Source organism: Nannocystis sp., assembly GCF_016714285.1.
Taxonomy (GTDB): Bacteria; Myxococcota_A; Polyangia; order Nannocystales; family Nannocystaceae; genus Nannocystis.
The window spans coordinates 70,119-94,770 of sequence record NZ_JADJNN010000038.1; the positions used below are offsets into that span (position 1 = coordinate 70,119).

Here is a 24,652-nt window from a genome sequence, read left to right on the forward strand (position 1 = left end):
TGGCGCGTCAGCGGCCGGAGAGGAAGCGCAGGCGCTGGAACAGCGGCTCGGGGGTGTTGCGGACGATCGCCAGGATCGGGCGCCAGTACCACGGGAGGTAGACCTCGCGGCCACGACGGGTCTGGCGATCGATCGCGCGGACGATCGCCGGGGCGAGGCGGGTCGGGGTGGTGAACAGCGAGTTCTTGGCGTGGCCGGTGGTCATCGGCGTGTCGACCGGGCCGAGCTTGAGGGTGGTGACGACGATGCCGAGCGGGTAGAGGCGGCTGCGCAGGCCCTGGAGATAGATCGTCAGGGCGCCCTTGGCCGCGCCGTAGGTGTAGTTGCGCGGTCGGCCGCGGTCGCCGGCGACGGAGCTCATCACGGCGATCTGGCCCGAGCCCTGGCGCGCGAGCAGGTCGGCGAGCGGGATCAGCAGGGCGATCACGGAGAGCAGGTTGACGCGGAGCAGGCGCTCGGCCTCGCTGTAGTCGTGCTCGCTGCGGGCCTGGTCGCCGAGGTCGCCGTGGGCGACGAGGACGAGGTCGATCGCGCCGCCGAGCGCGGTGCGGGCGGCCTCGACGAGGGCCGCGGCGTGGTCGGTGTCAGTGAAGTCGGCGACCGCGGTGGTGAGCTCGTTGCTGTTGCAGGTGCTGGCGACGGCGGCGAGGCGGGCGGGATCGCGGCCGACGAGGTGCAGGCGATCGCCGCGGGCGGCGAAGCGGGCGATCACGGCGGCGGCGATCGCCGAGGTGGCTCCGAAGACGACGATCCGGCGCATGCGCGGCGCAGCATAGGCGAAGCTCCGCGGGGGCGACAGGCCACGCGTGTTGACCGCAGACCCTTTCCCGGGCTAAGCCGTTTCGCCGGTCGGCTGTGAGGGCGAGGCCGTGCTGGGCGGTGTCTCGCCGCGCAGGAAGGTGGAGACGATGATTGCGGAGCACCGGGGATCGATCGCTTGTCTCGGCATTGTGATGATGATCGCGGCGGGCTGTGCCCGTCCGGCGCAGGGTCCCACGAAGGCGCCCGAGGGCGCGCCGGGCGTCGCTCCGCCGGCGGCGCAGGACGTCGCGGACGCCGAGTCCGACGCGCATGCATTGCAATCGAAGGTGACGCGGGTGACGGTCTACTCCGATCGGGCCCGGGTGACGCGGCAGGCGACGGCGCAGGTGCCGGGCGAGCCGACGGTGTTCGCGTTCCGCAGCCTGCCGGGCTGGGTCGATGACGGCTCGGTGCAGGTCGCGGCGAGCGCGGGTCGCATCGTCGATGTGCGCGTCGATCGGCGCTTCCTGGCCAAGGCGACCGACGCGAGCTGGCGGCAGGTCGAGTCAGAGCACAAGGCGCTGGCGGACAAGCTGGCGGCGCAGAAGGACGAGCTGGCGGTGCTCGACGCCCAGAAGGCGCAGATCGAGGCGATCAAGGCGTTCTCGCTGGCGAAGATCACCCAGGACACGCTCATCGGCGACATCAGCGTCAAGAGCTACGGCGACGTGGTCCAGTTCATCAGCGATTCGCTGCGGGCGACCGCCAAGGCGCGCCGCGCGGTGCAGAGCCGGCTCGACGAGCTGAGCCCCGAATATGAGGCCAGCCTGCGCCGCGTCGAGGACGCCAAGGGTCTGATGGACCTCGAGGAGACGACCGTGCTGGTCACGCTGCAGGCGAGCAGCCCGACCCCGGCGAGCGTCGAGCTGACGTACATGTTGCCGGGGGTCACGTGGGAGCCGATGCACGAGCTGCGGGCGAGCACGACGGACGCGAAGAGCGTCGAGGTCATCTCCTTCGCGGCGGTCACCCAGACCAGCGGTGAGGACTGGGGCGGGGCAGAGCTGTCGTTCTCGACTCAGTCGACGACGCAGTCGGTGCGCATCCCGGAGCTCGAGGCGCTGACCCTCGGTGACACCCAGAGCGCGACGCGGATCTTGACCAGCCAGGTGTCGTCGTTCACGCGCGCGCAGGCGGCCTTCGAGGGCCAGAGTCAGCTGTGGAACAAGGTCCATCAGGGGGCCTCCGCGGAGCGGGCGCGCAGCAACTTCGAGCAGGTGTACCGCAGCAACATCGAATATCTGCAGGTCGTGCAGGGCCGGACGGTGTCGATCTTCGAGAGCCTCGAGAAGCGCGGGACGACGGCCCACTTCAAGGCCCAGAAGGCCCAGAGCGTGCGCGGCGACGGTCACCCGGTGCGCCTGCTGATCGGTCGCAGCGTGCTCGAGTCGGCGCAGAAGACGGTCGCGGCGCCGGAGCAGAGCCTGAACGCGGCGCACACCCTGGCGATGACCAACTCCACGGGGCAGCCGTTCCTGCCCGGCAAGGTCGCGCGCTACCAGGACGGGACATTCCTCGGCATGACGGACATCGACTTCATCGCCAAGGGCGAGCGCTTCTCGCTGTTCCTCAGCGTGGCCGACCACCTCAAGCTCTCGCGTCAGCTCGACCGCAAGCTGAGCAACCTGGTCCGCAAGACGCGGAGCCAGATGCAGGTGATGTTCATCGTCACGGTCGAGAACCTCTCGTCCGAGGAGACCTCATTCACGCTGGCCGACCGCATCCCGGTGTCCGAGAACAAGGACATCCATATCGACAAGGTCAGCATCACGCCGGTGACGAAGCCGGACTCGCAGGGGCTGCTGCACTGGGACCTGAGCTTGAAGCCGGGGGCGAAGCGAGAGTTTCGCATCGGCTATCAGGTCGAGTATCCGCCCGAGCTGGTGTTGGAGACCACGCGGCGGCGCATGAAAGCGGCGTCGCCGGCGAACCCGTCGGCCGCGTATCCCTCGCCTTCGCCGGCGCCGTCGAGGTCGAAGATCGAGGATCAGATCCTCGATCTCGAGGCCCAGTTCTGAGCTGACTGGATCAGGCTGGATCGGGCACGATCAGGCACTTGGTGTTCGGACGCGACCGCGTCGCGGGGGGCGCAGGAGGGCCGCCTGGGCCAGGCCGGCGCTCGCTCCCGCGGCCCCGCCGATGGCGCTCACGTAGGGGATCGCGGCGACCAGGGCGGGTGAGGTGACGGCGAGGCCGAGGTCGGCGACCAGGTAGCACAGGCCGTCGAGCACGAGCAGGGCGTACGGCTGGGCGACCAGGCCGCCGCGCAGCGGCAGGACCAGGCGCAGCAGCAGCGCGGCGCCGACGAACACGACGGCGTCGCAGGCGGTGCTCACTGCGATCACGACGGCCTTCGCGTCGGCTTGCGGGGCGACCTGGACGAGCACGAGGGCGAGGGCTCCGGCGGCGGCGAGGGCGAGGCCGCCGAGGATCGCGGTGCCGAGGGTGGTGAGCGGCGCGGTGAGGCCGCTGCGGCGGACGACCTGGATGAAGCCGACGATCGCCGCGGCGCCGAGGAGGTTGGCGAGCACGAGCAGGGCGAGGCCGAGGTGGAGGGCGGCCGGGCTCAGGCGGATCTGGCTGTGGGCGACGAGCACGAGGGCGAGGGCCAGGGCGCGGAGGATCCACGGTCGGCGCGGCGGGTCGCCGGCGGTGAAGCAGGCGGCGGCGAGGCAGGCGGCGATCACCGCGAGCAGCTCGGCGATCAGCGGATCGGCGAGGAGGCGCACGCTGACCAGCGCCGCGAGCAAGATCGCCAGGAGCCACCTCGGCATCGTCGCCGGCGATCTTGCCAGAACGCCGGATTCGCCGCTGCAGATCGTGGCGGGCGATCGTGACGCGGCCTAACGCGGTCAGGTCGCGGTCAGGTCGCGGTCAGGTCGCGGTCGGGGCGATCGTGGTGGCGGTCAGTCGGGTTCGCTGGCCTCGCGGGCGAGCACGGCGAACACGTCGACCTCGGGCTTGATCTTGTCGTAGAGATGGGGGAAGGCCTGGTCGGCGCCGTACTGGGCGCGGACCTTCTCGTAGAGGTCGAGGTTGAACATCTGGCCGAACTCCTCGCGGGTCATGAAGGTGTCGGCATACAGGAATGGATAGCCGCCGACCTCTCTCGTGAAGTCCTCCATTTTGCGCATGGCGTGGACCGTCTTGAAGGGCTTGCCGTGGAGGATCGGGAGCGGCACGCCGTAGACCCCGAGGTCGAAGTACATGCCGAAGTCGGTGCCGGGGACGCGGTCTTGCTCGCGGGGGGCGCGGAGCTGGCCCTGCAGCGGGCCGTGGTCGTAGATCCGGCTGGGGTAGAGCAGGACGGGGTACATCTCGAACAGGCGGTGCGAGGCGTCGATCGCCCGGCTCATCGCGCTCATCGGCAGGACGATGTCCTGGAACACCTGCTTGGTGAAGGTCATCTCGCGCACGGCGGGGGTGGTCGAGAACTTGATGAACTGGATCCGCGGCGGCATCAGCCAGCCGAGCAGCCAGCGAAACACCGGGTGGTTGCCGAACGAGATCATGTGCTGCACGACCCAGAAGATGCTGCGATTGTGGCGCATCAGATAGTGGCGCAGCGGCACGTACTCCTCGGATTCGCCGTCCTTCCACAGGAAGGTCTCGACGTGCTTGAAGAACCACGGCTTGTACCAGCGGCCGAGCGGGTTGATCTTGCGCCGGTCGGCGGGGGCGGTGGGGGCGTCGGCGAAGTCGCCGGTCATGATCACGGCGTGGTCCTTGGCGTAGACGGTGGCCTCGAGGAAATCGGGGGCGTCGGCGGCGACCGACAGCTCGCGCAGCTGGTCGCAGTATTGCTGCTGGGTGTGCACCGGGATGTAGCGCAGGTGCACGAAGGGCTTGACCGGCATGATCTTCAGCTCGAGGCTGACGAGCAGTCCGAGGGTGCCGTGCGACCAGGGCAGGGCGTGGAACAGCTCGGGGTGCTCGTCGCGGGTGACGCGGAGCAGGCTGCCGTCGGCGACCACGACCTCGTAGGCGACGACGGTCTCGTAGAGCAGGCCGACCTTGTGCGAGTGGGTGGTCATGCCGACGGCCATCGCCAGGCCGCCGATCGTGGCGTCCTCGATCTCGAGGGTCACCTGCAGCATGTGGCCGCGGGGGAGCAGGTAGCGGGTGACGCTGCCGACGGTGACGAAGGGCTCGACGCGCACGGTGCCGCGCTCGAGATCGACGCCGAGGACGTCGCGCAGGCCGCTCATCCGGATCTTGTGCCACTCATGCTTGGGTTCGAAGCGGGTGCTGAGGTTCTGCCAGGTGCGCCGGTCGGTGCACATCGGCCGCCGCGTCTCCGCGGGCTGGGCGTACCAGCGTCGGACCTGGCGCTGGATCTCCGCGACCCGCAGGCCGTGCTGCTCTGGCGCGGCGCCCCAGCGCTCGTAGTAGAAGTTGCGCAGGCGCATCACCGCGTCGAACAGGTAGCCGACGGGCAGCAGGCACAGGAGGATGACGCCGCGGAAGCGGGTCAGCAGGTCGAACACGAGTTGCTTCACGCGAGGGCTCCGGGGTAGGCCCCCGAAAATCGGGCCCGGGGCGCCGTGGTGTCAACCGGAAAACGTGGGGGTCAGTGCGCGGTCGGCGGGGTGGGGCCGGGGTCGGTCGGGTCGACTTGACAAGATGCTTGCGTCGTTGCAACTATTTCGTCCGAGCACATGAAACGGCCGATCACGCGAGAGCTGGAGCAGGGGATGCTGGCGGTGCGACGGGCGATGATGCGCGGGGTGATGCGCAGCGCGATCGACACCCTCGGGGTGGTCGACCTGACGCTGCTGCAGCTCGGCACCCTGCTGCTGCTGGAGGACGGGGAGGCGCGGACGGTGGGGGCGCTCGGCGAGCAGATCGGCCGCTCGCTGTCGGCGACGAGCCGGCTGGTGGACGCGCTGGTGAAGCGCGAGCTGCTGCGCCGCGAGGAGGACCCGGACGACCGACGGGTCCGGCGGGTCACGATCGCGGCGCGCGGGCGCAAGCTGCTGGTGACGATGGCCCGGCGCCGGGCCGAGGCGGAGATGCGGCTGATCGAGGCGCTGGCGCCCGAGGACCAGCGCACGGTGCTGCGCGGGCTCGAGCTGCTGGCCGAGGCGGCGAGGAAGCAGGTGGACGATGTCTGAGTCGATCGTGTCCCTGGCGGCGCTGCGCCGCGAACACCTGGCGCTGGCGGGCGGCAAGGCGGCCAACCTCGGCGAGCTCATCGCGGCCGGGCTGCCGGTGCCGCCGGGCTTCTGCCTGACCACGGCGGCGTATCACGAGGTCGCGGCCGACGCGGCGGTGCGGGCGGCGATCGCCGGGCTCGCGCAGGGCGGCGCGGCCGAGGCGGTGCGCGCGGCCTTGCTGGCGGCGCCGGTGCCCCCGGCGATCGCGGCGGCGCTGGCGGGCGCGTACATGCAATTGGGGGAGCAGGTGGTGGTCGCGGTGCGCTCGTCGGCGACGGCGGAGGACCTGCCGGACGCCAGCTTCGCGGGGCAGCAGGACACGATCCTCGGGGTCCGCGGCGAGGCGGGGTTGATCGCGGCGGTGCGGCGCTGCTGGTCGTCGCTGTTCAGCGACCGCGCGGTCGCCTACCGGGCCCAGCGAGGCATCGCGCCGGAGTCGGTGGAATTGGCGGTGGTCGTGCAGCGGCTGGTGCCGGCGAGCGTGGCCGGGGTGCTGTTCACGGCGGACCCGGTGCTCGGGCGGCGCGGGCGGGCGGTGATCGACGCGAGCCCGGGGCTCGGCGAGGCGGTGGTCTCGGGGGCGGTGAATCCGGACCACTTCGTGGTCGAGGGCGAGGTGGTGGTGGTCAGGCAGATCGGCGACAAGCGGCTGCGCATCGACGCCGACGCCGACGCCGACGACGGCGGCACGCGGCAGGTCGGGCTCGCGGCGAGCGACGAGGCCTGCGTGAGCGACGCGGAGCTGCACGAGCTGGTGGCGCTGGGGCGGCGCATCGAGGCGCATTACGGGGCGCCGCAGGACATCGAGTGGGCGCTCGACGGGGCGCGTCGTCCGGCGATCTTGCAGGCGCGGCCGATCACCACGCTGTATCCGCTGCCGGAGGGCGCCCCGGCGCCGCCAGCGTTATCGGTGTACTTCAACTTCAACGTGGCCCAGGGCGTGCTGCGACCGCTGACGCTGATGGGGATCCAGTGCTGGCGGCTGTTTATGGGCGGGGTGCTGCGCAAGCTCGGGTTCGCGGTGCCGGTCGAGGCCGGGCCCGGGTTCATCAAGGATGCCGGGCACCGCCTGGTCTTCGACCTCAGCGCGGCGCTGCGGCATCCGGTCGGGCGCAAGCTGGTCGTCCGCGTGTTCAGCAAGATGGAGGCGCGTAGCGCCGCGGTGATACGCACATTGCTGGAGGACCCGCGCCTCGCGGCCCAGCCCAGCTCGCGCTTTGCGACGGTGAAGGCGGTCGTGCGCGGGCTGTGGCGCACGCGGGCGCCGCTGCGTCTGCTCGCGGCGCTGTGGGATCCGGAGGCGGCGCGGCGGGGTGTGGCGACGCGGGTCACGGCGCTGCTGGCCGCTGGCGAGACGGCCGACGATCTGCGCCCCGCGGCCCGGCTGGCGGCGATCGAGCGCATGCTGGTGGCGGGCTTTCCGGGGCTGTTCGTATCGGTGATCCCGGTGATGGCGGCGGGCTTGCTGAGCCTGGAGATCGCGCGGCGTCTGATCGGCGAGCGGGCCACGGCGGCTGAGTTCGAGGCGACGCTGCGGGCCCTGCCGCACAACCCCACCACCGAGATGGACCTCGAGCTGTGGGCCATGTCGCAGCGGCTCGCGGCTGACCCCGAGGCGAGCGCTGCGCTGCGCACGGAGACGCCGGCGGCGCTGGCCCGTCGGTTCCACGCGGGCAGCCTGCCGGCGGCCTTGCGGGTCGAGCTGACGGGCTTTCTGGCGACGTACGGGGCCCGCGGTGTGGCGGAGATCGACGTCGGTGTGGCGCGCTGGGGCGAGGATCCGACGCACGTGTTCGGGGTGCTCGCCAACTATCTCGCGCACGCCGATCCGGCGCTGGCGGCGGACCTGCAGTTCGAGCGCGGGCGGGCGGCGGCGGAGGCCGCGATGATCGAGCTGACCGCGCGGGTGGGCTGGTGGCGGCGGCCGCTGCTGCGCCTCGCGTTCGGGCGCATGCGTGGGCTCGCGGGTGTGCGCGAGCTGCCCAAGTTTGCGATCGTCCGCCTGCTCGCGCGCAGCCGGGAGCACCTGCAGGCGATCGGCGCGACGCTGGTGGCGGCCGGGCGCATCGAGCGGGTCGAGGATGTGTTCATGCTTGACCTGCCCGGCGTGCGGGCGGGGCTCGGGGGTGCGGACCTGCGGGCGCAGGTGGCCGCGCGGCGGGCGGGCTACACCCGCGAGCTCGAGCGTCGCCACTCGCCGCGGGTGTTGCTGTCCGATGGGACAGACGCGGAGGCGCTGCTGGTGGCGGCTCAGCCGGAGGGCGGCCTGGCGGGCACACCAGCCTCGGCGGGGCGGGTGACCGGGGTGGCGCGGGTGATCCTCGATCCGGCGGGGGCGCGCATCGAGCCGGGGGAGATCCTCGTCGCGCCGTCGACCGACCCCGGCTGGACGCCGCTGTTTCTCACCGCCAGCGGGTTGGTGATGGAGATGGGCGGGGCGATGTCCCACGGGTCGGTGGTGGCCCGCGAATACGGGATCCCGGCGGTGGTGGGGGTGCCCCAGGCCACCACGCGGATCAGCACGGGCCAGCGGATCACGGTCGACGGCGCGGCCGGGACGATCACGATCGAGACCGATCGCTGATCGGTTAATGTCGACAGCGGCGACGACGCGATCGCCGATCGCATCGCCGCGGTCCGCTTCGACATCATGAATCTGATCGCGGCCGTGACCGGACTTTGCTAGGAAAGGGACCCATGCGCACTGCACGAACCATTCACCCCGCGAGCATCCTGGCGCTGCTGCTGGCCTGCGGCGACAGCGGGGCCGGCGACGGCGACAGCGGGACCGGCGAGGCCAGCGAGACGGGCGAGACGGGCGTGACCGGCGACACGGGCGAGCCGGCGGTGTGCGGCGACGGCATGGTCGCGGGCGCGGAGGTCTGCGACGACGGCCCGGACAACGGCATGGGCGGCAAGTGCAGGGCCGACTGTACGGGCCTGCGGGTGGCGACGGTGCGGGGCGACGCGATCCCCTTCGACGCCAGCCCGACCGGGCGGATCGCGGGCGCCACCGTGTCGATCCTCGAGTTCCCGGAGCTGCAGATGGTCACCGGCGCGGACGGCAAGTTCGAGTTCGCCGACCTGCCGGTCGGGGCCGACATCACCCTGGTGCTGGCACATCCGGACTATCACGCGATCCAGACCGGGACCCACGTGTTGCCCGACGAGGGCCTCGATCGCGTCACCTTTCAGGCGGTGACCCACGACATTTACAGCGCTCTGGCGGCGATCGTCGGGATCACGCCGGACGACAGTCAATATTGTCAGATGGTGACCACGGTGACCCGGGTCGGCAAATCCATCTACGACAGCGGCGCGCACGGCGAGGCCGACGTGACCGTGAGCCTCGACCCGCCGCTGCCGGCCGAGAATGGCCCGATCTACTTCAACGCGCAGGTGATCCCCCAGCCGTCGCTGACCCAGACGACCGAGGATGGCGGCGTCCTGTTCGCCCAGGTCCCGCCTGGCGACTATACGTGGACGGCGACCAAGGCCGGCGCGAGCTTTCGTCAGGTGCGCATGAAGTGTCGCGTCGGCTATCTGATCAATGCCTCGCCGCCGTGGGGGCTGCAGCGGCTGTGAAATGCTCCGTGCTCGCGCTCACAGGCCGGCGAGGAAGGCCTCGCGCGGGAACAGCTTGCCGGGGCACTGCGTCATCTTCTCGTCGACCACGCGGTGGGTGCTGACCCGCTCGCGGGGGATCTCGCACAGCTTCATCAGCGCCCGGGTGAGCTCGCTGAGGGCGCGCAGCATCTCGCCCGGCAGCGCCCGGGTCTCGAAGTTGCCGACCAGGCAGATGGCCAGCGAGTCGGGCGCGTTGTCCGGCTTGAACAGGTGCCACGCGGGCTCCTGGTGGCGCCAGCGGGCCGCCTCGATGCTGCCGATCGGGCGGCGGGCGCCGTCCTTCTTGCCGTTGTTGATGATGAAGTGATACTCGGCGCCGAGCGGGTCGCCGAAGTGGTTGCGATGATAGCGGTCGATCCCCGGGAGGGTCGCGTACTCGGCCGCCGTGTGGTGGACCACGATCCACTGCCAGCGGCGCAGCGCCGGCTCACCCGGGGCGCGCTCGCCGAGGCTGGCCAGCAGCGTAGCGTTGTCGGCCAGCAGCGTAGCGTTGTCGGCCAGCAGCGTAGCGTTGTCGGCCAGCAGCGTAGCGTTGTCGGCCAGCGGCTCTGCAGGCTCGGGCCTTCGGGCGGCCGCGGCGGGTGAGGACGCGGCCGTGAGGGCCAGGGCCCCGGAGCTCGCCAACCAACTCAGTGCCTGTCGCCGCTGCATCGTGCGGGCAACGCACATCCCGGGGGTCAGGGTTTCAGGTCGGGGCCGTGATCTTGCACCTTCAGCGGGCGCTTGCGGGCCTGGGGCGGCTGCGCGAGCATGCCCGCACAGGAGATACGATGGCCCGTCACGCCTTGCTGCTGCTGCTGCCCCTCGCGCTGGTCTTCGGCGCCGCTCCGGCCACGTCGGTGGCGGCGGCCGAACCGACGCTGAACATCGAGTATGAGCGCTACACCCTCGACAACGGGCTCGAGGTGATCCTCCACCGCGACCCGGCGGCGCCGCTGGTGGCGACCAACGTCTGGTACCACGTCGGCAGCGGCGACGAGACCCCGGGCAAGAGCGGCTTCGCCCACCTCTTCGAGCACATGATGTTCCAGGGGGCCAAGCACATCGGCAAGGACGTGCACTTCAAGATCTTGCAGGAGATCGGGGGGACGGGGGTCAACGGCACCACCAACAGCGATCGCACCAATTACTTCGAGGTCGTGCCGAGCCACCAGATCGAGGCGGCGCTGTGGCTGGAGAGCGACCGCATGGGTTATCTGCTCGACCTGCTCGACGAGGCCAGCCTCAAGAATCAGCAGGACGTGGTCCGCAACGAGCGGCGCCAGCGCTACGATAACGTGCCCTACGGGCGCGAGCGCTTCGTCGTCGCCGAGACCCTGTACCCCGAGGGCCACCCGTATCGCTTCATGACGATCGGGCGCCACGAGGACCTCGAGGCCGCCTCGGTGGAGGACGTCAAGGGCTTCTTTCGTCACTGGTATGTGCCGAGCAACGCGACGCTCACGCTGGCCGGCGACTTCGAGATCGCCGAGACCAAGCTGCTGGTCAACAAGTGGTTCGGCGCCTTCCCCCGGCTCGCCAAGCCGGTGCACCAGCAGGTCGCCACGCCCGAGCTCAGCGCCACGGTGCGCAAGCAGGTCGACGACGGCTTCGCCCGCCTGACCCGCATCCACTACGCGTGGCACAGCCCGGCGATGTTCACCGACGAGGAGATCGAGCTCGACGTGGTCTCGACGGTGCTGGGCGCGTACGGCTGGGGCCGCCTGCACCGCGCATTGGTGCTGGAGGAGCGCAGCGCCCAGAGCGTCAACGTGTACAACGCGGGGGCGCAGCACTCGAGCGTGTTCCACGTGGTGGTCGACCTCAAGCCCGGGCAGGACCCGGCGAAGGCCGAGGCGGTGATCGCCCGCGAGCTCGACAAGATCCGCAGCCAGCCGGTCACCGACGCCGAGATGCGGCGGGTGCTGATCGGCACCGAGTCGAGCTTCATCTGGGGCCTCGAGGACCTGATGGGCCGGGTCGAGCAGCTGCAGTCGTTCAATCACTACACCGGCGATCCTGGATATGCGCAGATCTATCTCCAGCGCCTGCGCGCGCTGACGCCGGCCAAGGTGCAGGCCACCGCGGCGCTGGTGCTCGGCAAGCCGCGCGCCGAGATCATCACGAAACCTGCACCCGGGACCACAGCTGGGCCCGCAGGGGGGCCCGCAGCTGTGGCCGCCCCGCCCGCAGGGGCGCCGCCGGCGATCGCCGCACCGAAGGCCGCCAAGAAGGGATGAGCACCGTCATGCACAAGTCACTCCTCAGCCTCGCCTTCCTGTTCGTCGCCTGCCGGCCCGCGCCGGTCCAGGCCCCGCCGCAAGATCTTTCGCCGCCGCCGGTCGTCACGGTGCCGACCGCCGAACCGGCGAAGTGGCCCGACGAGCCGTACCGGGCGCGGATCCCCGGGCCGCGCGCGATCGCCGAGCTCAAGCTGCCCGGCGTCGAGACCTTCAAGCTCGCCAACGGCCTCGAGGTCTACCTCGTGCAGCAGAACAAGCTGCCGACGGTGACGATGGCGTTCGACTTCGACTTCGGCGGCATCAGCGATCCGAAGGATCAGGTCGGCCTGCACGCGATCTGCATGGACCTGCTCGATGAGGGCACGCAGAAGTACGACACGGCGGCCTTCGAGGAGAAGCAGGCCGACCACGCCGCGAATGTGTCGTCGTCGGGCGGGGCCGAGACCTCGAGCATCAATGTTCGCTCGCTCAAGTCCGAGCTGGCGCCGACGCTCGACCTGATGGCCGAGATGTTGCTGACGCCGGGCATGCGCCAGGCCGACTTCGACCGCATCAAGGAGCGGCGCAAGGCCTCGCTGCTGCAGGCCAAGGCCAGCCCCGGCCCGATCGCGGGGCGAGTGTTCGGGGCCCTGCTGTGGGGCGACGGGCACCCCTATGGGCGCATCGAGACCGACGCGAGCATCGACGCGATCAAGCTGAAGGATTGCGCGAAGGTGATCGCCAAGATCAAGCCCGGCGGCGGACGATTGTGGGTCACCGGGATGATCAGCAAGGATGAGGTGACGCAGGCGATCGAGGGGCGGCTGCCGACCTGGAAGGGCAAGGCGCCGGCGCGGCCGAAGATCGCGGCCGCCAAGCCGCGCCTCGGCACCGTGTTCTTCGTGAACGTCAAGGACGCCGCGCAATCGTCGGTCTACGTCGGACATCCGGGCCCGCGCCGGCAGGACCCCGACTACGAGGCGACCGACCTGATGATGGAGATCCTCGGCGGGTCCTTCTCGAGCCGCATCAACATGAACCTGCGCGAGGACAAGGGCTACACCTACGGCGGTCGCGCGGGCATCGGCTACCGGCGCGAGGGCGGCAGCTTCGCCGCCAGCTCCTCGGTGCGGACCGACGTCACCGGCCCGGCGCTGCGCGAGGTGCTCAAGGAGATCGTGGGCATGCGCGCCGCGGACCCGACCGCGGAGGAGCTGCGCCGCGTGAAGGAGGGCGCCCTGCTGGCGCTACCGGCCGAGTTCGCCACGCCCTCCGACACCTTGTTCGCGTTCCAGCGGCTCAAGTTCTACGACCTGCCGCTCGACTGGTACAGCGGCCACCAGGGCCGCCTGCGCGCGGTCGACACGGCGGCGGTCCACCGGGCGGCGGAGCAGCACCTGCGGGCCAGCGACTTCGTGGTGCTGGTGGTCGGCGACGCCAGCAAGGTGCTGGGCGACCTCGACGTGATAGCGAAGGAGCAGCTGTTCGGGAAGGGCGGCCTGGTCGTGCTCGACGCCGACGGCAAGCCGGCGCAGAGGCCCTGACGGGCCTGACGGGGGCCAGATGGGGGCCAGATGGGGGCCCGACGGACGCCTGTCCAGAAGGACAGGTGAGTGACCAGGCGCACCGCGGGCCCGCATCGGGGCCCGCGCTCGCGACCGTTATACTCCGCGCCGATGACGGCGCTCGGCTACGTGCTCCTGTGCCTGATCTGGGGCTCGACCTGGCTGGCGATCAAGGTCGGGCTCGACGCTGGCATGCCGCCGCTGCTCGGGGTGGCGCTGCGCTTCTTCCTGGCGTCGCTGGTGCTGGTGCCGCTGGCCTGGTGGCGGGCGCGGGCGGCCTTCCGTGACCCGGTGGCGTGGCGCCTCGCGCTGCTGGTCGGCGTGGCCAGCTTCGGCTTCGGCTACGGCTGCACATACATCGGCGGGATGTATGTGCCCTCGGGGCTCGGCTCGCTGACCTTCGGGGTGTTCCCGTTCTGGGTCGCGGTGCTGGCCCACTTCATCCTCGGCGACCGCCTGAGCGCGGGCAAGCTGCTGGCGATCGCGGTCGGGCTCGGCGGGCTCGTCACGCTCTACAGCGGCAGCCTGCGCGAGCTCGGGCCGGACACACTATTCGGGGTGGCGATCATCACCAGCTCGGTGCTGGTCCAGGGCTTTAGCCAGGTCTATGTCAAGCGCGACGGGGCCAACGTGCCGGCGGCGTTCCTCAGCGGGATCGGCGAGTTGACGGGCAGCATCGTGCTGGTCGGGGTGGCCGGGCTGCGCGGGGAGTGGTCGCAGCCGTTTCCGCTGACCACGCCGGTGGTGGCTTCGATCGCTTACCTGGCGGTGTTCGGGTCGATCGTCACATTCTTGATCTACTATCATTTGCTCAAGCGCCTGAGCGCGACGCTGATGGCGATGGTGGCGTTGATTACGCCGCCGATCGCGGTGCTGCTGGGGATCGTGTTCAAGGGCGAGAAGCTCGGCGTGATCACGCTGACCGGCGGCGGGCTGGTGCTGCTCGGGGTGCTGCTGTTTCAGGTCGCGGAGCGGCGGGCGCGGTGACCTCACTCCGGTGCGCCGGCCTCGATCCAGGCGCGGAGTTTGGCGACCAGGCGGGGCGGCGGGTGTTCCTCGGCGATCGCTGCGGTTGTAACACCACGGCCCCGGGGCTGTATGGACGCGTGCATGGGCGGGGCCGCGCGTCCGGGGGTGGTGGCTTTGGGTGTACGATGGGCCATGCGCGCCGCGAAGTCGCTCGGTGGGTGGGGCCTGGGTGTGTGGTTCGCCGCCGCGACGGCGGTCGCTCCGGGGTGTCGGCGCGAGCAGACGCCGGTGGCCCCGGAGGTGGGCCCCGGGCTGGCGCTGCGGCCCCCGCAAGCGCGGCGGGCGGAGGGCGGGACGATCGCGGTGGCGGTGGCGAACTCGCCGGTGCAGCTGCTGCCGGACACGACGGTGGCGGTCGGGCAGGTGGCGGGTATCCGGGCACTGCTGGCGGTCGTCGATATCGACGCGATCGTCAGCAAATATCGCACTTACTACGATCAGGCGGCGCAGGCGGTGGTCGCGGGGGCGGGGTTTAATCTGCTCGACCCGGGGCAGTGGCGGGAGGTCGGCATCGACCCGGACGGGCCGATGGGCGCGGCGCTGCTCGATCCCCGCAGCGAGACCTACGCGGGCTTCATCACCATCTCGGACCGCGACAAGTTTCGCGCGCTGCTCGATCGGGTCGGCGGCTCGCGGCGGCTGCAGCCGGTGCTGGAGGACCGCGGGCTGGTGCTGAAGAGCGACCCGGACGACAGCTCGGCGCTGGTGCTGCGCGACGGCTTCGCGTTTTATGTGGTGACCGGGCGGGTGGCGCAGGCGCCCTACGATTTTGCCCGGCTGCTGGCGACGATCGATCCGGCGCGCGGGTTGACGGCGACCCCGCGCTATCAGCGGGCGGTGGCCGGGGGCGCGCCGGGGGCGACGCTCAGCGCATACGTCGATCTGTGGGCGATCGTGCAGGCCGAGCACGCGGCCCGCGAGGCCCGGCGCGTTGACCCCGAGCCGAGCTGGCCCGAGCAGGAGCTGCGGCGGGCGATCGAGAGTGGCGCGCCGGCGGAGGAGCAGAACCGGCTGCGCCAGCAGGCCGACGAGCAGCGCGCGTGGGACCAGCAGTACGCCGAGCGGCAGCAGCGGGAGTTCGCGGCGTGGAGCCGCTGGCTCGGGTCGGTCGAGCCGATCGTGTTCGAGTTCACGGGCGACCTGCGCGGGGTGACCGGCAAGATCCGGGCGCGGATGTCGGAGACGGCGCCGCTGCGGGCCGTGCTGCGCAACGCGGCCACGCCCTCGCCGGTGTTCGCGGCGCTCGGTGAGCGGCCGATCATGATGCTCGGCGGCAGCGTCGACGTCGCGGCGGCGCTGCTCAGCTTCGAGGAGCTGCTGCGGGCCGACGGTGAGGATCCGGAGAAGGGCTACGCCGAGCTGCGCGAGCGGGCCAAGATCGACTTCAAGGGCGAGGTGCTGCCGCTGCTCACCGGCAGCGCGGGCTTCGCCCTCACGATCAGCGAGGCGGGGCTGCGCGGCGAGACGAAGGAGTGGCAGGGCTTCGCGCTGGCGGTGGGCGTGAAGGACAACGCGGCCGCGCAGGCGCTGCTCGACCGGGCGGTGCTGAAGTTCGCCAAGGTCGCGGGTGCGCCGCTCGGGCGCGACGCGAAGTCGGGGGCGCACGCGCTGGCGATCGCCGGCTACCGGACGGTGTACGCGGCGGTGGTGGCGGGGCAGCTGGTGGTGACGACGGACGCGGGGGTGGTGCGTCGGGTGGCCACGGGCGCCGGGAGCACGCGATCGCTGGACGCGGCGGTGGTGCCGGTGATGACGGCGCGCGACGTGGCGGGGCAGGGTCTGGTCGACGTGATCTTGCCGACCTTCATGGTCAGCGCGGCGAGCTTCGACCCCTCGGAGTACGCGCTGGCGCAGCCCTACGGGCAGTTCCCGGAGGTCGAGCAGGCGAAGATCGACCGGGTGCCGCAGTCACGCGCGTACAAGGCCAAGCTGCGCGACTGGGAGGCGATCGGCGCCAAGATCTTGCGCGAGGATCTGGCCCGGCAGCGGCGGCAGATGCAGGTGGTCGTCGCGCTCAGCGAGTGCGTCGGGGTCATGGCGGGCAACCTGCGCGAGCAGTCGGACGGGCTCGAGCTGGCCGGTGGGCAGTACTTCGGGAAGGGGGGGCTGACCCGGGCGATCGACCTGGGCGTCGAGTACTTCACGGCCCAGCGGGGCATGGAGCGGACCTACGAGCTGTACAGCGAGCGATCCGCGGTGGAGGAGGAGCTGCGGAGGATCCGCGTCAGCGACGTCGCCACCGCGCTGCACCAGCCGACCCCGGTGCAGTAACATCCCGGGCTCGATGCTGACGTCGCTCCAGACGATCCTCCTCGCGGCCCTGCTGGTGGTGCTGATGGCCGGCATGGGCGCGAGCCTCACGGGTGAGAATTTTCGCGAGGTGCTCCGGCGCCCGCGCGGGCCGCTGATCGGGCTGCTGTCGCAGTACGGGTGGATGCCGCTGATCGCGTACGGTCTGTGTCGGGCGCTCGGCTTGCCCGACGACCTGGCGATCTCGCTGATCGTGGTCGGCTGCACGCCGGGCGGGACCACCTCCAACCTCTTCACCTACTTCGCGGGCGCCGACGTGGCGCTGAGCGTGTCGATGACGACGCTGTCGACGATCGCGGCGGTGGTGTTGATGCCGCTGACGCTCTACATCTACGCCAGCGGCTACGCGAGCGCGGCGCTGAAGATCCCCTACGGCAACATCACGACGACGTTGGCGTTGATGCTGGTGCCGCTCGGGATCGGGATGTTCGTGCGGGCGCGGGCGCCGGGGGCGGCGCGGGTGGTCGAGCGCATCGGCGGGCTCGCCGGGGTCGGGGTGCTGGCGCTGCTGATCGGCACCGGGCTCTACAACAACAGCGAGCTGCTGCGGGCGACCACTGGCACGATGTACGCGGCGGCGCTGGGGCTCGGGGTGCTGGGCTTCGGCTTCGGCTGGCTCGGGGCGCGCGCGGCGGGCTTGCCTTCGCCGCAGCGGCGGGCGGTCGCGTTCGAGACGGGGATCCAGAACAGTCCGCTGGCGCTCGGGATCCTGATCGCCAGCTTCCCGGGTGAGCAGCAGGCGCGCATGTTGTGGCTGCCGCTGCTGTACGCGCTGCTGGTGTTGATCTCGGCGTCGGTGTTGACGCTGGGGTTTCGCCTGGCGCGGCGAGCCGGGTAGGCCGGCTCGCCATCGCCGATGCCACCGGCTCCGGTCGGGGCTCAGCTGGCGCTGTGCGGCGGGAGGCGCTTGCGGGTGCGGGCGATCCAGGCGGCGACGTTGGGGTAGGGGGTGGTGTCGATCTTGGCGAAGTCGAGGCCCCAGCCGAGCACGGACACGAGGTCGATGTCGGCGAGGGTGAGGCGGGGGCCGGTGACGAAGTCGCGGCCCTTGAGGTGGGCGTCGAGCATGCCGATCTGCTCGCCGAGCTCCTTGAGGGCGGCGGCGGCCTGGGCGGCGTTGTGCTGCTCCTTGGGGTGCCACTCGCTGGTGTTGTGCATGTAGCGGAACAGCGAGGCGCCGAGGGTGACCTGACCCCAGCACAGCCAGGTGAGGGCGGTGAGGTGTTCGGGCGAGCCGAGGGCGGGCCACAGGCCCTTTTCGACGCCGAAGCGCTCGCCGAGGGCGATCTGGATGGCGATCGACTCGAACATCGGCGTGCCGTCGAGGACGATCGTGGGGACCTTGCCGTTGGGGTTGAGGGCGAGGAACTCGGGCTTCTTCTGGTCGCCGGCGCGGAGGTCGACGCGCTTCTCCTCGTAGGGGATGCCGAGGGCGGTGAGCGTGTCGTGGACGCGCGAGGCGCTGGACTGCGGGGAGTAATAGAACGTGAGGGCCATGGGGGGTGCTCCACGGCCCTTCTACGCGAGATCGCGCGCGCTCGCCAGGGCGGCCAGCGGTGGCCAACGACGGCCAACGACGGCCAACGACGGCCAGCAACCGTCAGCGGCGGTGGAGGATGCCGAGCTTCTCGATGCCGCAGGCCTTGGCGACGTCCATCGCCTGCACGACCTTCTCGTGCTTGGTGTTCTGGTCGGCCTTGATGTTGACGGTGGTGGCGCCGAGCTCCTTGGCGGCCATGCAGAGGCGGGTCTCGAGCTCGGCCTGGTCGACGACCTTCTTATTGACCTCGAAGCGGCCGTCTTCGGAGATCTCGACGACGATGGCCTTGGTCTCGGTGGCGGGGTCGTTGGCGGTCGCCTTGGGCAGCTTGACCTTGAAGGCGGCGTCGTTGTTGAAGGTCGCGGTGAGCAGGAAGAAGATGAGCAGCTGGAAGGTGACGTCGATCAGCGGGGTGAGGTCGACGGCGGCGCCGTCGATCAGGGCGCGCTTGCGGTTGCCGAGGCCGCCGTGACCGCCGCGGAAGTTCATCGCGCGGGCTCCGGGCTGTGCTCGGCCCGCACGCGGCCGCGGCGGCTGTCCTCGAGCAGGTTGACGATGCCCATCGCGTCCTCCTCCATCTCGGCGATGATGCGGCCGGTGCGGCCCTGCAGGAAGCGGTAGAGGAGCAGGGTGGGGATGGCGACGATGAGGCCGTAGGCGGTGGTGATGAGGGCCTGCCAGATGCCCTGGGCGAAGGTGTCGGGGCCGACGTTGCCGGAGGCGAAGGCCTCGACGAACTGGCGGAACACCTGGATCATGCCGACGACGGTGCCGAGCAGGCCGAGCAGCGGGGAGATGGTGGCGACGGTGCCGACGATCTCGACGTTGCGGTCCATGTGCCCGACCTCGCGGGCTCCGACCTCCTCGACGGCCTCCTTGATCTCGGAGCGGTTGGTCGAGTGTTCGTAGGCGCGCAGGGCCGCGGCCATCACGAGGGCGATGCTCGAGCCGTTCTCCTCGCATAGCAGGAGCGCCTCGTTGGTCTTGCCCTTGGCGACCAGGGCCCGGATCCGGTCGACGAAGGCGCGTGGCAGCACCTTGGCCCGCTGGGTCGACCACAGCCGCTCGAAGAACACGCCGACCCCGACGATCGAGGCCGCCAAAATGGCCCACATGAGCGGGCCGCCTTGTTCGAACAGTTCCGCGAGGTCCATGGGGTGCCGAGGGCCCGCGCATCATGCTGCTCGCCCGCCCGCCCGCGCAAGGGGCCCCAGGGTTTCGCGCCCGGGCCCTGCAGTTCACGCTTGACGTCGCCTGGCGGCGCTGTTACACACGCGCCCCACCCAGCCACCTGGGGCGCCGACCCAGAGCGCGAAGCAAAGGCGCCCTGAAACTCACGGGGGTATAGCTCAGCTGGGAGAGCATCGCGCTGGCAGCGCGAAGGTCAGGGGTTCGATCCCCCTTGCCTCCACTTCGAGAAGGCGCAAACGGTTGAAGCGAGGGCCATGCCGGTCCTCGCTTCAGCTCTTTCGGGCCTCTGGGGTTTTCGAAGCGGGCCACTGGCTCGTGAGCGGACGGCGCGCAGGGAATTACACATCTTGTGGCGGGTCCGCGGCCCCGATACCTATTGGAGCATGGAGAGACGCGCCGCGATTTTGGGCACCGGTCACTACCTGCCGACGAAGGTGGTCACCAACGACGACCTGTCGCAGCTCATGCCGACCACGCACGAGTGGATCCACCAGCGCACGGGGATCCGCGAGCGCCGCTTCATCGAGGAGTCGGGGATCGGCGCCAGCGACCTGGCGATCCCGGCGGCGCGGATGGCGGTGGAGCAGGCCGGTCGCGACATGAAGGACGTCGACGCGGTGCTGTTCGCTACGCTGAGCCCGGACCACCAGTTCCCCGGCGCGGGCTGCCTGCTGATCCACAAGCTCGGCCTGCCCGGCGTGCCGGCGCTCGACGTGCGCAACCAGTGCTCGGGCTTCCTCTACAGCCTCTCGGTCGCCGACGCGTGGGTGCGCAGCGGCGTGTACAAGAACGTGCTGGTGGTCGGCGCCGAGGTGCACTCGACCGGGGTGGAGTTCAACGAGCGCGGGCGCGACGTGGCGGTGCTGTTCGGCGACGGTGCCGGGGCGGCGCTGGTCGGCGAGGCGACGCGGCCGGAGCAGGGCATCCTCTCGCTCGAGCTGCACGCCGACGGGGCGGGGGCCTACGACCTGTGGCTGGAGGCGCCGGCGAGCAAGTACGACCCGCGCCTGACCCACGAGATGCTGGACGCGGGCAAGCACTTCCCGGCGATGAACGGCAAGCAGGTGTTCCGCTGGGCGGCCGAGAAGATGCCCGAGGTGGCCCACTCGGTGGTGAAGAAGGCGGGCCTGACGATGGCGGAGATCGACATGCTGGTGCCGCACCAGGCCAACATGCGGATCAACCAGATGGTCGCGGCCAAGCTGGGGATCCCGGAGGAGAAGGTGGTGCACAACATCGAGGTGTACGGCAACACCACGGCGGCCACGATCCCGATCGGGCTGAGCGAGTCGTGGCGCAGCGGCAAGATCGGGCCCGGCTCGAAGGTGCTGATGGCGGCCTTCGGGGCCGGCTTCACCTGGGGCGGTGCGGTCGCGGTGCTGTAGCCACCGCGAGGGCTGCCCGCGGGAACGGCCGCGAGAACGCCAGCGGGAATGGTCGACCTGACCGCAACTTGCGGGGCCGGCCCGGGTGATGTTACGAGAGATCGTCGGGGTCCGGCGGTCATGAAACACGCGCAAGACGAGCTGGTCTGGGTCGACAGCAACGGAGTGGTCCACCCCCTCGGAGAGTCGGCGGGGGAGCAGATGAAGCGGCGCAAGGACGGCGCCTACCGCCTGCTGCCGACGCCGGACCACGTGATCTTCATGCGCTTCACCGGCCAGGACGGGCGGCGCGACGAGGAGGACGGGGCGGTGGTCCGGCTCGCGGGGGAGATCGTGGCGCCGGGCACGATGTGCGACGTCATCTCGCTGGTGGCCCAGGCCGGCTGGCGCGGCGAGCTGACGGTGCGAGACGGCGAGCACAACCGCAGCGTGTTCATCGAGGGCGGCAACGCGGTGTCGGCCCGCACCGACGTCGAGGACGAGCGCATCGGCCGGATCTTGTACCGCTTCGGCGTGATCGACGAGGTCCAGCATCGGGCGATCTACGACCGCCAGGCCCAGGGCAGCGGCGAGCGCTACGGCGAGGCCGGGGTCGAGCTCGGCCTGTTCACCCACAACCAGGTGTTCCACTACCTCGCCAAGCAGGTCGAGGAGGTGGTGCTGGCGACGATGACCGTGGCCGACGGCGCCTACGTGTTCCTCGACGGCTTCGACGAGGGCGCGCTGCGCTCGCGGCACAGCATCAGCCTCAACGGCCTGCTGATGGACGGTGTCACGCGCATGGACGAGATGCGCTACTTCCGGCAGCGGATCCCCTCGGCCGACTACGTGCCGGAGCGGGTCCCCGAGCGCGGCGAGCCGAACGCGGAGTTTCGCGGGCTGTGGCACGCGATCGACGGGCTGCAGAGCGTGAACGACCTCGGGCGCTCGCTCGGGCTCGGCGAGTTCGAGACGACCAAGCAGCTGTTTCAGCTGGTGCAGTCGAAGCACGTGGCGATGCAGCGCCCGCGCCTGCGCGGCGGGCCGCTCGAGGTGGTCGAGACGGCCAACGCGGTGCTGCGGGAGATCCACCAGCAGGCCGACACGGCCGGCAAGGGCACGGTGCTGCGGCAGAACCTCGCCAGCTTCGCCGACGGCACCTACGAGATGGTGTTCCGCGAGGCCGGGCCCTACGAGAAGGGCACCTTCCACAGCCAGCGCGTCGTCGACAACGCGCGCACGGTGGCGATGGGCGGCAACGTCGAGAAGTTCCTCAAGGAGCTGCTCTACGACTACGTCAGCTTCGCGCTGTTCACCGCGGGCGGGCTGGTGAAGCGGGTGAAGGACCAGGGCCTCGGCAAGCAGGTCGAGCCGCTCATGAGCCGGCTGCGGCCGCTGGGATGAGCGAGCTGGTCGAGCGCGCGGCCAGGAGCGGGGCGGCGCTGGTGCGCGGGCTCGGGCCGCTCGCGACCACCGCGCTGGTGGTCGGCAACATGATCGGCTCGGGGATCTACGTGGTGCCGGGGCAGCTCGCGGGGCTGGCCGGTCCGCTCGGGCTGGTGGCGTGGGCGATCAACACGGCGGGCTACCTGTGCCTGACGGCGGTGTTCGCCGACTTGGGCGGCGCCTACCCGGTGTCGGGCGGCCTGCAGGTGTTCGCGCGCAAGGCCTTCGGCGACTTCGCGGCGCTCGAGGTCGGCTACCTGTACTGGATGTGCGCGGTGATCGGGAACGCGGCGTTCCTGACCGGCTTCATCAGCTACCTGGCGGAGCTGTGGCCCGCGGCCGCGTCGCCGTGGATCGCGTTCGCGGTCAGCCAGGGCCTGCTGTGGAGCCTGACCCTGTTCAACGCGATCGGCGTGAAGGCGGGCGGGCTGGTCCAGACGATCACGGTGGTGTGCAAGGTGGTGCCGCTGCTGGTGCTGAGCGTCGCGCTGCTGCCTTACGCCTCGCTCGACAACCTCCAGCCCTTCGCGCCGCAGGGGCTCGGCTCGCTGCTGCCGGCGGTGTCGCTGGTGTCGTGGCTGTTCATCGGCATGGAGTCGGTGACGGTGCCGGCCGAGGAGATCCGCGGCGCGGGCCGGACGATCCGTCGCGCGGCGTACACGGGCTTCGCGGTGACCTGCGGCGTGTACCTGCTGGTGCTGCTCTCGCTGAACCTCGCGGTGCCGGCGAGCGAGCTGGCGGGCGCCGCGAGTCCGCTGGCCGCGGTGGCGCGCGCGCGGTTCGGCGAGGTCGGGGCGCTGGTCGTGACGATCGGGGCGCTGGTCTCGATCGCGGGGATCTTGAACGGCTGGCTGCTGGTGACCAGTCGCATGGCCTTCGCGACGGCGCGCGACGGCCTGGCGCCGCGTCGGCTGGCCCGCCTGCACCCGCGCACGGCGACGCCGGTGACGGCGCTGGTCGTGTCATCGGCGCTGACGGGCGCGCTGGTGCTGCTGTACTTCGGCGGCGGGCTGCTCGAGATCTACAGCTTCGTCGCGCTGCTCTCGACGGCGACGGCGTTGGTGGCGATCGGGGTCGCGTGCGCGGCGGAGATCGTGCTGCTGCGTCGCGAGCCCGAGCGCTTCACGCCGCGGCAGCGTCGGCGCGGGCCGATCACCGCCGGGCTCGGCCTCGTGGTCGTCGTGTTGATGATCGCCGGCGCCGGCCTCGAGGTCATCGCCCTCACGCTGCTCGCGGCGCTGCTGCCCCTCCCGTACTACCTCCTCGTGGTCCGCCGCAGCGCCCGGGTGATGCTGGCCCGCGCCGCGCAGGACTCGCCGTGGCGGGCCGCGTCGAAGCGCTGACGCGTCACAGGCTGCAGCAGCGGAAGCCGACGTAGTGGTACACGTCCTTGCGCGGCTTGGGGCTCTTGATGTAGCAGCCGAGGTCGGGCTCGAGGCTGTAGAGGGAGCCGCCGCGGCGCAGGCAAGTGTCGTCGGGGCCATCGCCGGTGCAGGTGTCGGTGAGCTCCCAGACGTTGCCGCTGAGATCGAAGAGGCCGGGGAGCGGGGCCTCGCAGCTGCTGAGGGTGCCGACCGGGACGAGGGCGTCCTTGTTGGGGTCGAAGTCGTGGACGTTGCAGGCGCTGGGGTCGTACTGAGTGCCGTAGGGGAAGGGGCGCGTGCCGGCCTTGGTGCAGGCGTGGTGCCACTGGTCGAACTCGGGCTTGAAGGCTTGCGCGACCGTTGTCGGCCCGCCGAGGATCGCCCCGCACAGGCGGTGGCCGGACCAGTGGCAGTAGGCCCTGGCGTCGCACCAGTCGACGTTGACGACCGGGAGCTGGCCGTCGGCGACGGGCCAGGTCGTCGGCTCGAAGCTGTCGTTCCACAGGCAGGCGAGGCCCTGCGACGCGGGGTCGACGTGGGCGTCGAGGAACTGCTGGTAGCTGGCGTTGCTCACCTCGTGCGCGTGGATCGAGAACTGGTCGAAGGCGATCATGGCGTTGTCAGACGGGCAGTCGCCGCAGTTCGGGGTGCCGCAGAGGTCGTCGCACAGGGCGTCGCCGGTGCTGGCGTCGCCGCTGCTGCCGGGGTCGCCGGGGTCGCTGGTGCTCGTGGTGCCTGGCGCTGGCTCGCTCGAGGAGCTGGCGATCGCGGCGCTGCTCGAGCCGCCGTCCTCGCTGCCCGATCCGGGCGGGTCGGCGCTGCTGGCCTCGCTCGCGCCTGCGCTGGTGCTGGTGTCGCTGGCGGAGCCGCTGGTGCTCGCGTCCTCGTTGACCTGAAACCATGGGTTCGGCATCGTGCAGCCGAGGCCTGCAGCGAGCACGCATCCTACCCATCGCACCATGCTCGCCACGCTAGCAAAGCCGCGGTACAGCCGGGTGTGAGGGAAGCGGCGGCCTGCCGATTGCCCGCGCTTTCACGCGGCGCGCGAGCGAACACGC

Annotated in this window: 20 protein-coding genes and 1 tRNA gene; 13 read left to right on the forward strand and 8 right to left on the reverse strand. The window is 70.9% G+C overall.

From position 1 onward, the window contains the following. Window positions 1-7 precede the first annotated feature (7 nt). On the reverse strand, window positions 8-760 hold the full coding sequence (locus IPJ59_RS33840; RefSeq protein ID WP_293275431.1) for an SDR family NAD(P)-dependent oxidoreductase: 753 nt from the start codon (window positions 758-760) through the stop codon (window positions 8-10). A gap of 148 nt (window positions 761-908) precedes the next feature. Here IPJ59_RS33840 and IPJ59_RS33845 point away from each other — a divergent pair, with 148 nt between their 5' ends. Then, window positions 909-2,819, forward strand: a complete 1,911-nt coding sequence (locus IPJ59_RS33845) for a mucoidy inhibitor MuiA family protein (RefSeq protein ID WP_293275432.1) — start codon at window positions 909-911, stop codon at window positions 2,817-2,819. 30 nt (window positions 2,820-2,849) lie between these two features. Here IPJ59_RS33845 and IPJ59_RS33850 read toward each other — a convergent pair whose 3' ends face one another. Beyond that, window positions 2,850-3,575, reverse strand: a complete 726-nt coding sequence (locus tag IPJ59_RS33850; RefSeq protein ID WP_293275433.1) for a hypothetical protein — start codon at window positions 3,573-3,575, stop codon at window positions 2,850-2,852. Between the two features lie 132 nt (window positions 3,576-3,707). Continuing rightward, window positions 3,708-5,300 (reverse strand): FAD-binding oxidoreductase, encoded by a 1,593-nt coding sequence (locus tag IPJ59_RS33855; RefSeq protein WP_293246395.1) that lies wholly within the window; start codon window positions 5,298-5,300, stop codon window positions 3,708-3,710. A 159-nt stretch (window positions 5,301-5,459) separates the two neighbouring features. Between IPJ59_RS33855 and IPJ59_RS33860 the strand changes: the two genes are divergently transcribed. From IPJ59_RS33860 to IPJ59_RS33870, 3 genes are all read left to right on the forward strand, one after another. Next, complete coding sequence (locus IPJ59_RS33860; protein ID WP_293246398.1) at window positions 5,460-5,915, forward strand: MarR family winged helix-turn-helix transcriptional regulator; 456 nt, start codon at window positions 5,460-5,462, stop codon at window positions 5,913-5,915. Next, complete coding sequence (locus IPJ59_RS33865; RefSeq protein ID WP_293275434.1) at window positions 5,908-8,541, forward strand: PEP/pyruvate-binding domain-containing protein; 2,634 nt, start codon at window positions 5,908-5,910, stop codon at window positions 8,539-8,541. Before IPJ59_RS33860 ends, IPJ59_RS33865 begins: the two co-directional genes overlap by 8 nt. Window positions 8,542-8,654: 113 nt before the next feature. Then, window positions 8,655-9,542 carry a hypothetical protein gene (locus IPJ59_RS33870; RefSeq protein WP_293246404.1) on the forward strand — a complete coding sequence of 296 codons (888 nt, stop codon included), beginning with the start codon at window positions 8,655-8,657 and terminating at the stop codon, window positions 9,540-9,542. Window positions 9,543-9,560: 18 nt separating this feature from the next. Here IPJ59_RS33870 and IPJ59_RS33875 read toward each other — a convergent pair whose 3' ends face one another. Continuing rightward, window positions 9,561-10,235, reverse strand: a complete 675-nt coding sequence (locus IPJ59_RS33875) for a peptidoglycan recognition protein family protein (RefSeq protein WP_293246406.1) — start codon at window positions 10,233-10,235, stop codon at window positions 9,561-9,563. 119 nt (window positions 10,236-10,354) lie between these two features. Here IPJ59_RS33875 and IPJ59_RS33880 point away from each other — a divergent pair, with 119 nt between their 5' ends. The 5 genes from IPJ59_RS33880 (at window position 10,355) to IPJ59_RS33900 (ending at window position 17,527) form a co-directional block, all read left to right on the forward strand. After that, a complete protein-coding gene (locus IPJ59_RS33880) occupies window positions 10,355-11,803 on the forward strand; it encodes a M16 family metallopeptidase (protein ID WP_293275435.1) in 1,449 nt (482 codons plus the stop codon). An 8-nt stretch (window positions 11,804-11,811) separates the two neighbouring features. Continuing rightward, on the forward strand, window positions 11,812-13,329 hold the full coding sequence (locus IPJ59_RS33885) for a M16 family metallopeptidase (protein WP_293275436.1): 1,518 nt from the start codon (window positions 11,812-11,814) through the stop codon (window positions 13,327-13,329). A 132-nt stretch (window positions 13,330-13,461) separates the two neighbouring features. Next, window positions 13,462-14,337, forward strand: coding sequence for a DMT family transporter (locus IPJ59_RS33890; RefSeq protein ID WP_293275437.1), 876 nt, complete (start codon window positions 13,462-13,464; stop codon window positions 14,335-14,337). Between the two features lie 174 nt (window positions 14,338-14,511). Further along, a complete protein-coding gene (locus IPJ59_RS33895; RefSeq protein ID WP_293275438.1) occupies window positions 14,512-16,650 on the forward strand; it encodes a hypothetical protein in 2,139 nt (712 codons plus the stop codon). Between the two features lie 13 nt (window positions 16,651-16,663). Next, the gene (locus tag IPJ59_RS33900) at window positions 16,664-17,527 is read left to right on the forward strand and encodes a bile acid:sodium symporter (RefSeq protein WP_293246416.1); all 864 of its coding nucleotides are present in this window, start codon (window positions 16,664-16,666) and stop codon (window positions 17,525-17,527) included. Between the two features lie 41 nt (window positions 17,528-17,568). On the opposite strand, the gene IPJ59_RS33905 is transcribed toward IPJ59_RS33900, so the two are convergent. From IPJ59_RS33905 to IPJ59_RS33915, 3 genes are all read right to left on the reverse strand, one after another. After that, window positions 17,569-18,186 carry a glutathione S-transferase family protein gene (locus tag IPJ59_RS33905; RefSeq protein WP_293275439.1) on the reverse strand — a complete coding sequence of 206 codons (618 nt, stop codon included), beginning with the start codon at window positions 18,184-18,186 and terminating at the stop codon, window positions 17,569-17,571. Window positions 18,187-18,289: 103 nt separating this feature from the next. Beyond that, window positions 18,290-18,718 carry an ExbD/TolR family protein gene (locus IPJ59_RS33910; RefSeq protein WP_293246422.1) on the reverse strand — a complete coding sequence of 143 codons (429 nt, stop codon included), beginning with the start codon at window positions 18,716-18,718 and terminating at the stop codon, window positions 18,290-18,292. Beyond that, the gene (locus IPJ59_RS33915) at window positions 18,715-19,383 is read right to left on the reverse strand and encodes a MotA/TolQ/ExbB proton channel family protein (RefSeq protein WP_293246425.1); all 669 of its coding nucleotides are present in this window, start codon (window positions 19,381-19,383) and stop codon (window positions 18,715-18,717) included. The genes IPJ59_RS33910 and IPJ59_RS33915 overlap by 4 nt, the downstream gene beginning before the upstream one ends. A 184-nt stretch (window positions 19,384-19,567) precedes the next feature. Here IPJ59_RS33915 and IPJ59_RS33920 point away from each other — a divergent pair. The 4 genes from IPJ59_RS33920 to IPJ59_RS33935 all read left to right on the forward strand — a co-directional run bounded on the left by IPJ59_RS33920 (window position 19,568) and on the right by IPJ59_RS33935 (window position 23,573). Then, window positions 19,568-19,640: transfer RNA gene (locus tag IPJ59_RS33920), tRNA-Ala, on the forward strand. 163 nt (window positions 19,641-19,803) lie between these two features. After that, window positions 19,804-20,805: a 3-oxoacyl-ACP synthase III family protein gene (locus IPJ59_RS33925; RefSeq protein ID WP_293275440.1), complete on the forward strand. Its 1,002-nt coding sequence runs from the start codon at window positions 19,804-19,806 to the stop codon at window positions 20,803-20,805. 120 nt (window positions 20,806-20,925) lie between these two features. Further along, window positions 20,926-22,188 (forward strand): DUF4388 domain-containing protein, encoded by a 1,263-nt coding sequence (locus IPJ59_RS33930; protein ID WP_293246431.1) that lies wholly within the window; start codon window positions 20,926-20,928, stop codon window positions 22,186-22,188. Beyond that, window positions 22,185-23,573, forward strand: coding sequence for an APC family permease (locus IPJ59_RS33935; protein ID WP_293246434.1), 1,389 nt, complete (start codon window positions 22,185-22,187; stop codon window positions 23,571-23,573). The genes IPJ59_RS33930 and IPJ59_RS33935 overlap by 4 nt, the downstream gene beginning before the upstream one ends. 4 nt (window positions 23,574-23,577) lie before the next feature. On the opposite strand, the gene IPJ59_RS33940 is transcribed toward IPJ59_RS33935, so the two are convergent. After that, entirely contained in the window at window positions 23,578-24,534 is a 957-nt protein-coding gene (locus IPJ59_RS33940) for a formylglycine-generating enzyme family protein (protein WP_293246437.1), read from the reverse strand. Between the last annotated feature and the right edge of the window lie 118 nt (window positions 24,535-24,652).

Coding starts and splice junctions, on each gene's coding strand:
- IPJ59_RS33840 (WP_293275431.1), bottom strand. CDS start 760: ATGCGCCGGATCGTCGTCTTCGGAGCCACCTCGGCGATCGCCGCCGCC.
- IPJ59_RS33845 (WP_293275432.1), top strand. CDS start 909: ATGATTGCGGAGCACCGGGGATCGATCGCTTGTCTCGGCATTGTGATG.
- IPJ59_RS33850 (WP_293275433.1), bottom strand. CDS start 3,575: ATGCCGAGGTGGCTCCTGGCGATCTTGCTCGCGGCGCTGGTCAGCGTG.
- IPJ59_RS33860 (WP_293246398.1), top strand. CDS start 5,460: ATGAAACGGCCGATCACGCGAGAGCTGGAGCAGGGGATGCTGGCGGTG.
- IPJ59_RS33865 (WP_293275434.1), top strand. CDS start 5,908: ATGTCTGAGTCGATCGTGTCCCTGGCGGCGCTGCGCCGCGAACACCTG.
- IPJ59_RS33870 (WP_293246404.1), top strand. CDS start 8,655: ATGCGCACTGCACGAACCATTCACCCCGCGAGCATCCTGGCGCTGCTG.
- IPJ59_RS33875 (WP_293246406.1), bottom strand. CDS start 10,235: ATGCAGCGGCGACAGGCACTGAGTTGGTTGGCGAGCTCCGGGGCCCTG.
- IPJ59_RS33880 (WP_293275435.1), top strand. CDS start 10,355: ATGGCCCGTCACGCCTTGCTGCTGCTGCTGCCCCTCGCGCTGGTCTTC.
- IPJ59_RS33885 (WP_293275436.1), top strand. CDS start 11,812: ATGCACAAGTCACTCCTCAGCCTCGCCTTCCTGTTCGTCGCCTGCCGG.
- IPJ59_RS33890 (WP_293275437.1), top strand. CDS start 13,462: ATGACGGCGCTCGGCTACGTGCTCCTGTGCCTGATCTGGGGCTCGACC.
- IPJ59_RS33895 (WP_293275438.1), top strand. CDS start 14,512: ATGCGCGCCGCGAAGTCGCTCGGTGGGTGGGGCCTGGGTGTGTGGTTC.
- IPJ59_RS33900 (WP_293246416.1), top strand. CDS start 16,664: ATGCTGACGTCGCTCCAGACGATCCTCCTCGCGGCCCTGCTGGTGGTG.
- IPJ59_RS33905 (WP_293275439.1), bottom strand. CDS start 18,186: ATGGCCCTCACGTTCTATTACTCCCCGCAGTCCAGCGCCTCGCGCGTC.
- IPJ59_RS33910 (WP_293246422.1), bottom strand. CDS start 18,718: ATGAACTTCCGCGGCGGTCACGGCGGCCTCGGCAACCGCAAGCGCGCC.
- IPJ59_RS33915 (WP_293246425.1), bottom strand. CDS start 19,383: ATGGACCTCGCGGAACTGTTCGAACAAGGCGGCCCGCTCATGTGGGCC.
- IPJ59_RS33925 (WP_293275440.1), top strand. CDS start 19,804: ATGGAGAGACGCGCCGCGATTTTGGGCACCGGTCACTACCTGCCGACG.
- IPJ59_RS33930 (WP_293246431.1), top strand. CDS start 20,926: ATGAAACACGCGCAAGACGAGCTGGTCTGGGTCGACAGCAACGGAGTG.
- IPJ59_RS33935 (WP_293246434.1), top strand. CDS start 22,185: ATGAGCGAGCTGGTCGAGCGCGCGGCCAGGAGCGGGGCGGCGCTGGTG.